At 64.0% G+C, this 8,588-nt stretch carries 9 protein-coding genes and 1 pseudogene; 5 read left to right on the top strand and 5 right to left on the bottom strand.

The window, feature by feature from the left end:
* Both EN914_RS15150 and EN914_RS39880 read right to left on the bottom strand, forming a co-directional pair.
* Positions 1–407 (bottom strand): annotated as a pseudogene (locus EN914_RS15150) (threonine synthase); the annotation flags it as partial.
* A 1-nt stretch (position 408) separates the two neighbouring features.
* On the bottom strand, positions 409–537 hold the full coding sequence (locus tag EN914_RS39880) for a hypothetical protein (RefSeq protein WP_255337193.1): 129 nt from the start codon (positions 535–537) through the stop codon (positions 409–411).
* On the opposite strand from EN914_RS39880, the gene EN914_RS15145 reads away from it, so the two are divergent.
* Positions 536–1,267 (top strand): hypothetical protein, encoded by a 732-nt coding sequence (locus tag EN914_RS15145; protein ID WP_024503623.1) that lies wholly within the window; start codon positions 536–538, stop codon positions 1,265–1,267. The genes EN914_RS39880 and EN914_RS15145 overlap by 2 nt on opposite strands.
* A gap of 42 nt (positions 1,268–1,309) precedes the next feature.
* On the opposite strand, the gene EN914_RS15140 is transcribed toward EN914_RS15145, so the two are convergent.
* Positions 1,310–1,996 (bottom strand): HAD family hydrolase, encoded by a 687-nt coding sequence (locus EN914_RS15140; RefSeq protein ID WP_024503624.1) that lies wholly within the window; start codon positions 1,994–1,996, stop codon positions 1,310–1,312.
* A 163-nt stretch (positions 1,997–2,159) separates the two neighbouring features.
* On the opposite strand from EN914_RS15140, the gene EN914_RS15135 reads away from it, so the two are divergent.
* A complete protein-coding gene (locus EN914_RS15135; RefSeq protein WP_013532758.1) occupies positions 2,160–3,293 on the top strand; it encodes a site-specific DNA-methyltransferase in 1,134 nt (377 codons plus the stop codon).
* A gap of 66 nt (positions 3,294–3,359) precedes the next feature.
* Here EN914_RS15135 and EN914_RS15130 read toward each other — a convergent pair whose 3' ends face one another.
* Both EN914_RS15130 and mutY read right to left on the bottom strand, forming a co-directional pair.
* A complete protein-coding gene (locus EN914_RS15130; protein ID WP_024503625.1) occupies positions 3,360–3,971 on the bottom strand; it encodes an HAD family phosphatase in 612 nt (203 codons plus the stop codon).
* On the bottom strand, positions 3,964–5,169 hold the full coding sequence (gene mutY / locus EN914_RS15125) for an A/G-specific adenine glycosylase (protein ID WP_024503626.1): 1,206 nt from the start codon (positions 5,167–5,169) through the stop codon (positions 3,964–3,966). The genes EN914_RS15130 and mutY overlap by 8 nt, the downstream gene beginning before the upstream one ends.
* A 54-nt stretch (positions 5,170–5,223) precedes the next feature.
* Here mutY and EN914_RS15120 point away from each other — a divergent pair, with 54 nt between their 5' ends.
* From EN914_RS15120 to EN914_RS15110, 3 genes are all read left to right on the top strand, one after another.
* Positions 5,224–5,724, top strand: a complete 501-nt coding sequence (locus EN914_RS15120; protein ID WP_013532755.1) for a DUF721 domain-containing protein — start codon at positions 5,224–5,226, stop codon at positions 5,722–5,724.
* A gap of 163 nt (positions 5,725–5,887) precedes the next feature.
* Positions 5,888–6,631, top strand: a complete 744-nt coding sequence (locus EN914_RS15115) for a DsbA family protein (RefSeq protein WP_013532754.1) — start codon at positions 5,888–5,890, stop codon at positions 6,629–6,631.
* Positions 6,632–6,736: 105 nt separating this feature from the next.
* Positions 6,737–8,588, top strand: a 1,852-nt coding sequence (locus tag EN914_RS15110; RefSeq protein WP_164778743.1) for a chromosome segregation SMC family protein, incomplete at its 3' end; no start/stop codon positions are given.

The following is an 8,588-nucleotide window of genomic DNA, read 5'->3' as shown; positions in this document are numbered from 1 at the left end:
ATGGTGGCGTGCTGGTCGCGTTCGGCAAGCACATGGTCCATCAGCCGGGCCAGAAGCTGCATCGCCACGTCCTTGAAGGCGAGCGTCGGCCCGTGGAAGAGTTCCAGGACGAAGGTGTTGGGGCCGGTCTGCACCAGCGGGCAGACGGCCTCGTGGCGGAAGGTGGCATAGGCTTCGCGGACCAGCCGCTCGAAGACGGGCGCCGGGATTTCGCCGCCAAGGAACGGCGACAGCACGCGGATGGCAAGGTCGGGATAGGCAAGGCCGCGCATGGCGCGGATCTCGGCGGCGGAAAACTGTGGCCACTCGCGCGGCACGTAGAGCCCGCCGTCGCGCGCCAGCCCAGCCAGCACGGCGTCGGAAAATCCAAGAACGGGGGCTTCCCCGCGGGTACTCACATAGTGCATGTCACAATTCCGTTACTGCCTGGCTTTTTCCGTCCACCGCAAGGTGGTTAATTCTGCGCTGGCTCAGTCGCATTTTTGCCGCGCGGTTGATATACGTCACCAGCTTTGCGAGAGGGAAGTGCAGTTTCATGGCGTTTCGTACATTCAGTGGTCGCTTTTTGGCGGGTCTTGCGCTCACCGGCTTTATGCTTGCCGCCGCCGGCTGCCAATCGGGCGACAATGGCATCCTGAACCTCGGCATCGGCAAGAAGGAGGACCCGACGGCGCCACCGCCGCCGCAGGATCCCAAGATCCTGGCCAGCCAGTTGCAGGCCTATTGTCCCAGGGTGACGGTGCGGGACGGCACGGCCTTCTTCAACACCTATTCCAGGGAAGCTCAGAAGCCCAAGCCCAGGATCAAGAAGACCGGCGATGCCGCGCAGGATGCCGCGGCCCAGGCCGAGGCTGACGCCGCTGCTGCAACGCCGCCCGACGATTCGGCCAACATCATCTACCAGGCGTCGGTCAGCGACGTGACACGCGACTGCAGCCGTGCCAACGGCCAGTTGACGATGAAGATTGCGGTCGCCGGCAAGATTGTCCCCGGACCGAAGTTTTCTCCAGGCACGATCACCATGCCGATCCGAACGGCGGTGATGCACGGCACCGAGGTCCTCTATTCGCAGCTCCACCAGTATCAGGTCCAGGTCACCGATCCTTCGGTTGCCACGCAGTTCGTCTTCACCGATTCCAATGTCGTCGTGCCCGAGCCGACGGCCCAGGATTATCAGGCCTTTGCCGGCTATGACGAAACCGCGCATCAGGCAACGGCCGACAAGTCGAAGAAGACCCGCCGCAAGAGGGCTGCCGCGACGAACTAGGTCTCGGCAGTTGCATGAGGCGTGCGTCGCGGCGCACGCTTCTCAGGCATCCGACCACTCCGACAGTGCCGCGATCACGCTTTTCAGCTCCGCCCAGCGGCGGATGACCGTTTCGGCGCCGGCTTCGGTCAGCGCGTCGGCATGGCCGGGATAGCTGTGGGCGGCGCCGGTGAAGCCGATCACCCGCATGCCTGCCGCCCTGGCGCCGTGGACGCCGTGCACGGAATCCTCGATGACGAAAGTGTTCGCCGGGTTGGCGTTGAGCGTCTCCGCCGCGAACAGGAACACGTCGGGCGCCGGCTTGGTCTTCTTGCTTGGTATTTCCAGCGCCGAAAAGATACGGCCGGCGAAAAACGGCAGCAGATGCACCTTCTCCAGCATGAACTCGATCCGCTCCGAGCGAGAATTCGAGCAGACGCAGCGCGGCGCCGTTACCGCGGCGACCGCCTCGCGAACCCCATCTATGGCGCGGACGTCGCTGCGCAATTTGCGGTCGACCAGGTCCTCGGCACGGTCGATCAGCGAAGCCTGGAACGGAATGCTGGATTTCTCCTCGACCCGCATCATGATGTCCTTGAAGGTCAGTCCGGCATAGGTCTCGGAAATCTCTTCAGCCGATATTTCGTACCCGGCCAGGGTCAGCAGTTCCGCCTCGACGCGGGCGGCGATGATTTCGGAATCGACGAGCACGCCGTCGCAATCGAAGATGACAAGGTCTGGCTGGGGCATGGTGATCCGGACAATGGGAGGATGAAGGGGCCTCGGGAGGCTCAGGCGGCGCGGCATACACCAACAGGGCCACCTTCGCAAATTCAGCGGCCTTCACGGAATATTTACGCTGATCGGTAACCATAACGGAGAGTAAACAGTAACGCGTGCCTTGGGTGTCAGAATGTCTGCCGTGCGTCTTCTCGACGAGCTATCCCACGCTCCCCAGCAATCCGAATGGCTGGACACGATCCTCAAGGGCGACTGCGTCGCAGCACTCGACCGGTTGCCCGAAAAGTCGATCGACGTCATCTTCGCCGACCCACCCTACAATCTGCAGCTCGACGGCGACCTGCACCGCCCTGATCAGTCGAAGGTCGACGCCGTTGACGACGATTGGGACCAGTTCGAGAGTTTCGAGGCCTATGACGCTTTCACGCGTGCCTGGCTGCTGGCGGCGCGCCGGGTGCTGAAGCCCAACGGCACCATCTGGGTCATCGGCTCCTATCACAACATCTTCCGTGTCGGCGCCAAGATGCAGGATCTCGGCTTCTGGATCCTCAACGACGTCGTCTGGCGCAAGACCAACCCGATGCCGAATTTCCGCGGCCGCCGTTTCCAGAACGCGCATGAGACGATGATCTGGGCCACGCGCGACCAGAAGGGCAAGGGCTATACCTTCAACTACGAAGCGATGAAGGCGTCCAACGACGACATCCAGATGCGCTCCGACTGGCTGTTTCCGATCTGCACCGGCGGCGAGCGGCTGAAAAACGACAATGGCGACAAGCTGCATCCGACCCAAAAGCCGGAAGCGCTGCTTGCCCGCATCATGATGGCCTCGACCAAACCGGGCGACATCGTGCTCGATCCCTTCTTCGGCTCCGGCACCACAGGCGCGGTGGCCAAGCGTCTCGGCCGCCATTTCGTTGGCATCGAGCGCGAGCAGGCCTACATCGACGCCGCCAACGAGCGCATCGACGCGGTGCGGCCGCTGGATGGTGCCGATCTCACCGTTCTCACGGGCAAGCGCGCCGAGCCGCGCGTTGCCTTCGTCAGCCTGATCGACACCGGCCTGATGATGCCGGGTGCGACGCTCTACGATGCCAAGAAGCGCTGGGCGGCCAAGGTGCGGGCCGACGGCACGGTGGCGATCGGCGACAGCGCCGGTTCGATCCACAAGGTCGGCGCCGAAGTGCAGGGGCTGGATGCCTGCAACGGCTGGACCTTCTGGCACTATGAGCGCAGCGGTGGCCTGACCCCGATCGACGAGCTTCGCCGCATCGCGCGGCTCGGCATGGAGCGGGCAGGGGCCTGAGCCCCTGCCAATTGCTTCGAATGCCGTTGATTCAAAGGCTCAACGGATCGCGCGAAGCGATTCAAATCAGGCCTTGATTCCGAGACGTTCAAGGTCTGCTTGGAGCGTCCTTGCGTCGGTGAACAGCACCGATTGCCAGCCTGCCGCCTTGGCGCCGTCGACATTCTTCTGGCTGTCATCGATGAACAGCGTCGCGGCCGGTTCGAGGCCGAATGCGGCGACGTGGTGATCGTAGATGGCTCGGTCGGGCTTGATCTGGCGGATATCGGCCGACACCGTCACGCCGCGCGGACGATTGAGGAAATCGAAGCGCTCGCGGGCCTCGGCCAGCGTGTCGCTGGCGAAATTGGTCAGCATGGTCACGTCGTGGCCGCTCTCGATCAGACCGACCATGATGGCGACGCTGTCCTTATAGGCATGCGGCACCATCTCGTGCCAGTGGCGGCGGAAACCGCGGATGTTTTCCGCGTGATCGGGATGGTCCGCGATCAGCAGCGCCTCGGCCTCTTCCCAGGTCCGGCCGCGATCCTGCTCGATGTTCCAATCATGCGTGCAGACATTGTCGAAAAACCACTTTCTCTCTTCGGCATCCGGAATAAGGCGGCTGAACGGAATGTTGGGATCGTAATGGATCAGCACGCGGCCGATGTCGAAAACGATGTGGCGTATTTCAGTCATGAGGCCTCTTTGCACTGTGTGGCGACGGCTTTTTCGTCGCGCCGGGTATCGCAGCCTCGATTGCCTTTTTCATGACAGTGGGCAGCGCCTCGCCGGAAATCTCGTGGGCCAGCGACCAGAAATGCCCGTCTGGCACATCACCTTTGATGTGAGCGTGAAAGACTTCGAGTTGGAGAGCGAAATGCGTGAAGACATGCGCAATGCGGCCCGCATGCCGCCAATCGGCGGGAAACGGCGCGGCCGCTTGCGTGGTTGCCCCATCGATGCGCGCGGTCCAGCCTGTCGTCGGCACCTCGGTCATGCCGCCGAGCAAGCCCTTCTCCGCCCGTTTGCGCAGAAGGATGGCGCCGTCGGCCCGCACGGCGACAAAGGCCGCGCCGTGCCGCTGCGGCTTGTCGGCTTTGGGCAGGCGCACCGGGAAGTGCTCGGGATCGCCTGAAACGACGGCGTCGCAGTCTTCGCGCAGCGGGCACAGCATGCAGCGTGGCCGGCGTGGCGTGCAGATGGTGGCGCCGAGATCCATCATCGCCTGGGCGAAGTCGCCAGGCCTTATCCCGGGCACCATGCGCTCGACATGGGCGCGGATCTCGGGCTTGGCTTCGCTGAGCGGGGTTGTGATCGAAAACAGCCGGGAGATGACACGTTCGACATTGCCGTCGACAACCGCGGCGGGGCGATCGAAGGCAATCGCCGTGATGGCCGCCGACGTATAGGCGCCGATGCCGGGCAGCTCTCTCAAACCCGTCTCCGTGTCGGGAAACCGGCCGCCACGCTCGGCCACAAGATCGGCACAAGCCTTGAGATTGCGGGCGCGGGAGTAGTAACCGAGCCCCGCCCACGCCTTCATCACGTCCTCGGTCGGCGCCGCGGCCAGCGCCTCGACATCGGGCCATTTCTCGACGAATACCCGGAAATAGGCCTTCACTGCTTCGACGGTGGTCTGCTGCAGCATGACCTCGGAGAGCCAGATGCGGTAGGGATCAGGCCGCACGCCGCGTGCATGCTCACGGGGCGTGATGCGCCACGGCAATTCACGGTGATGCACATCATACCAGCCGAGCAGGCGGGATGCGATATCGTCGCTGACACCGGATGCAGCTGTGCTGCTATCTCCAGATGCAGCTATGCTGCTATCTCCGGATGTGGCTTTGCCACTATCCCAGGATGCGGTCTTGCGGGTCTGGTCTGCTGGTGCCATTGATCTTGTATTGGCCTGGCCGGTATCTGCTGGGGTCGTGGCTGGAGGACGTACATGGCAGGGAGAACGCCCTACGGCAATCCCGTCCCGGTCAGCGATCTCGCGACCAGGATCCTCGATCCGGTGCTGCGCAAGCGGGCCGGCATTTCGATCGGCCTCGTCCAGTCATGGGACGAGATCGCCGGCCCACGGCTGGCCAGCCACTCGCGCCCCGAAAAAATCCAGTGGCCGCGCCGTATGCATGAGGACGATCCGTTCGAGCCGGCCGTGCTGGTCATTGCCTGCGAAGGCATGGCGGCACTTCATCTGCAGCACGAGACGGGCGAGATCATCAACCGGGTCAACGCCTTCCTCGGCTTCACCGCCATCAACCGCATCAGGATCCTGCAGAAGCCGGTGACAGCCGACAAAGGAAAGCGCAGACCGGCCCTGAGACCGCTGACCGCGGCTGAGAAGACGAAATTGTCGGGGACTGTCGGCCTGGTCGATAATGAAGGACTGCGCGCCTCGCTGGAGAAACTTGGCGCGACCATTATTGGGGAGAGAAAATCATAAGCGTCTTGAAGAAAGTCATGGATTCGTCGTCTATATCTCGCATTCGTGATCGCCCTTGTCAGGTTTCGCGATTGGATTGGGGATCGAGATGCCTTAATTCGCGCCAACTCTCGCCTTTTCGTGTCTTTGCATTGCAAAATCCAACCCTTGTCAGGTGATTCGTATGAACCGTCCCCCGTTTGGCCAAAGCTTGTCTCGCAGAAACGTCCTGTCTTCGCTGGCCGCCATTCCGGCGGTGGCCCTGCTCGCGGCCTGCAGCGACTCTGGCGAGGAGGCGAAGGCTGCGAATGTGAAGCCCGCTGAGCCGGCCGCTCCCGCAAAGCCGGCCACGCCGGCCGCCGCCACCGCGCCGGAAGCCCAGGGCACCGTGGACATGACGGAACTGATGAAGCCGGGCGCGCTGCCCGACAAGCAGCTTGGCAAGGACGACGCCAAGGTCACCATCGTCGAATACGCCTCGATGACCTGCCCGCATTGCGCGCATTTCGCCGAGACCACCTTTCCGGACCTGAAGACCAAGTACATCGACACCGGCAAGGTTCGCTACATCCTGCGCGAATTCCCGTTCGACCCGAGCGCCGAAGCCGGTTTTATGCTGGCGCGCTGCGCCAAGGATAACTATTACCCCATGGTCGACGTCCTGTTCCGGCAGCAGGCGAACTGGGTTGGCGTCCAGAATACCAAGGATGCGCTGCTGCAAATCTCGAAGCTCGCCGGTTTTACACAGGAGTCCTTCGAGGCCTGCTTGACGGACCAGAAACTTCTGGACGATGTGAGATCGGTCCAGAAGCGCGGCGCCAATGAATTCAAGGTCGACTCGACACCGACCTTCTTCATCAACGGTAAGACCTACAAGGGGGCGATGTCGATTGAGGAAATGTCGGCCATCATCGACCCTCTGCTCTGACGTCCAGTCAGCCCTGAGGCGGCGGCGCTTCGGCGTGCGCGGCTTCTCGTCGTGCCGCGACTTCCTTTCGCAAAACCACCGAAATCCGCTTAGCGGGCGGCGCGAATGAAGTTTTCGCGCCTTCGCCTCCTCGGTTTCAAGTCCTTCGTCGAGCCCGGCGAGTTCGTCATCGAACGCGGCCTGACCGGCATTGTCGGACCGAATGGCTGCGGCAAGTCGAACCTTGTCGAGGCGTTGCGCTGGGTGATGGGCGAAAGCTCCTACAAGAATATGCGCGCGTCCGGCATGGACGACGTCATCTTCTCCGGCTCGGGCACGCGTCCGGCGCGCAACACCGCCGAAGTCACGCTTTTCCTCGACAACAGCGACCGCTCGGCGCCTGCTGCCTTCAACGATGCCGACGAACTGCAGGTGTCGCGCCGCATCGAGCGCGAGGCCGGCTCGCTTTACCGTATCAACGGCAAGGAGGCCCGCGCCAAGGACGTGCAGCTTCTGTTCGCCGACCAGTCGACCGGTGCGCGTTCGCCGTCGATGGTCGGCCAGGGCCGCATCGGCGAACTGATCCAGGCCAAGCCCCAGGCACGCCGCGCCCTGCTCGAAGAGGCGGCAGGCATTTCCGGCCTGCACACCCGCCGCCACGAGGCAGAACTGCGGCTGAAGGCGGCCGAACAGAACCTGGAACGGCTGGACGACGTCGTCGGCGAGCTGGAAAGCCAGATCGAAAGCCTGAAGCGCCAGGCGCGCCAGGCGTCCCGCTTCAAGAACCTGTCGGCCGATATCCGCAAGGCAGAAGCGACGCTCTTGCATTTGCGCTGGACGCTGGCCAAAACCCAGGAAGGCGAGGCGCGTTCGGCGCTGGCGGTTGCCACGGCACTGGTCGGCGACCGCGCCGCGGCCCAGATGGCCGCCGCCAGGGAGCAAGGCATAGGCGCCCATCGGCTGCCGGACCTGCGCGACGCGGAAGCCGCCGCCGCCGCTGCCTTCCAGCGCCTCTCGATCGCCAAGTCGCAGATCGAAGAGGAAGCCCACCGCATCCGCGCCCGTCAGAGCGAACTCGAGCGCCGGCTGCAGCAGCTCGACGGCGATATCGCGCGTGAGGAGCGCATGGTCCGCGACAATGCGGACATTCTCGAGCGCCTGCGCACTGAAGAGGCGGCACTCAATTCGGAAAATGCTGGTGCCGCCGAGCGCGAGGCCACCACCCGCGCGGCTTTCGAACAAGCGGCATCTACGCTTTCACAAAGCGAAGCCAAACTCGCCGCGCTGACTGCCGAGCGGGCCGAGGCTGCCGCCTCGCGCAACCAGATCGAACGGACGCTGCGCGACACCGCCGAGCGCCGCGACCGCTTCGCGCGTCAGCTTGCCGATGTCGACCGGGAATTGTCGGAGATACTCTCCAAGGTCGCTGGCCTGCCCGATCCGGCCGAGAAGCGCGTGCTGGTCGAACAGGCCATGGCGCTGCTGGAGGAGGCCGAGGCTGCCGTGTCCGAGGCCGAGCAGTCGGTCATCGATGCCCGTGCTGCCGAAAGCGCTGCCCGGCCACCGCTCCAGGATGCCAGGGCCGAGCTGGCACGGATCGAAACCGAAGCGCGCACGCTGGCAAAAATCCTCAATGCCGCCAGCGGCGATCTCTTCCCGGCCGTGCTGGAGCAGATCAGCGTCGATCGCGGTTTCGAAACGGCGCTGGGTGCAGCCCTTGGGGAAGACCTCGACGTGCCGCTCGACCGCAGCGCGCCGGTGCATTGGGGCGAAGGCGCGATCCAACCCGGCGACGCGGCTCTGCCGGAAGGCGTGAAGAGCCTTGCCAGCGTGGTCCACGCGCCGGCACAGCTCGCCCGCCGCCTGGCGCAGATCGGTATCGTCGATGCCGCCGGCGATGGCCGCCGGTTGCAGCCGCTGCTTGCTCCCGGCCAGCGGCTGGTCAGCCGTGAAGGCGCGCTCTGGCGCTGGGATGGCT

The organism is Mesorhizobium sp. M7A.F.Ca.CA.001.08.2.1 (assembly GCF_003998455.1).
Classification (GTDB): Bacteria; Pseudomonadota; Alphaproteobacteria; order Rhizobiales; family Rhizobiaceae; genus Mesorhizobium; species Mesorhizobium ciceri.
Note: the sequence above shows the minus strand (reverse complement) of the source record. Positions and strands in the feature narration are given on the sequence as shown.

Coding starts and splice junctions, on each gene's coding strand:
- EN914_RS15145 (WP_024503623.1), top strand. CDS start 536: ATGGCGTTTCGTACATTCAGTGGTCGCTTTTTGGCGGGTCTTGCGCTC.
- EN914_RS39880 (WP_255337193.1), bottom strand. CDS start 537: ATGAAACTGCACTTCCCTCTCGCAAAGCTGGTGACGTATATCAACCGC.
- EN914_RS15140 (WP_024503624.1), bottom strand. CDS start 1,996: ATGCCCCAGCCAGACCTTGTCATCTTCGATTGCGACGGCGTGCTCGTC.
- EN914_RS15135 (WP_013532758.1), top strand. CDS start 2,160: ATGTCTGCCGTGCGTCTTCTCGACGAGCTATCCCACGCTCCCCAGCAA.
- EN914_RS15130 (WP_024503625.1), bottom strand. CDS start 3,971: ATGACTGAAATACGCCACATCGTTTTCGACATCGGCCGCGTGCTGATC.
- mutY (WP_024503626.1), bottom strand. CDS start 5,169: ATGGCACCAGCAGACCAGACCCGCAAGACCGCATCCTGGGATAGTGGC.
- EN914_RS15120 (WP_013532755.1), top strand. CDS start 5,224: ATGGCAGGGAGAACGCCCTACGGCAATCCCGTCCCGGTCAGCGATCTC.
- EN914_RS15115 (WP_013532754.1), top strand. CDS start 5,888: ATGAACCGTCCCCCGTTTGGCCAAAGCTTGTCTCGCAGAAACGTCCTG.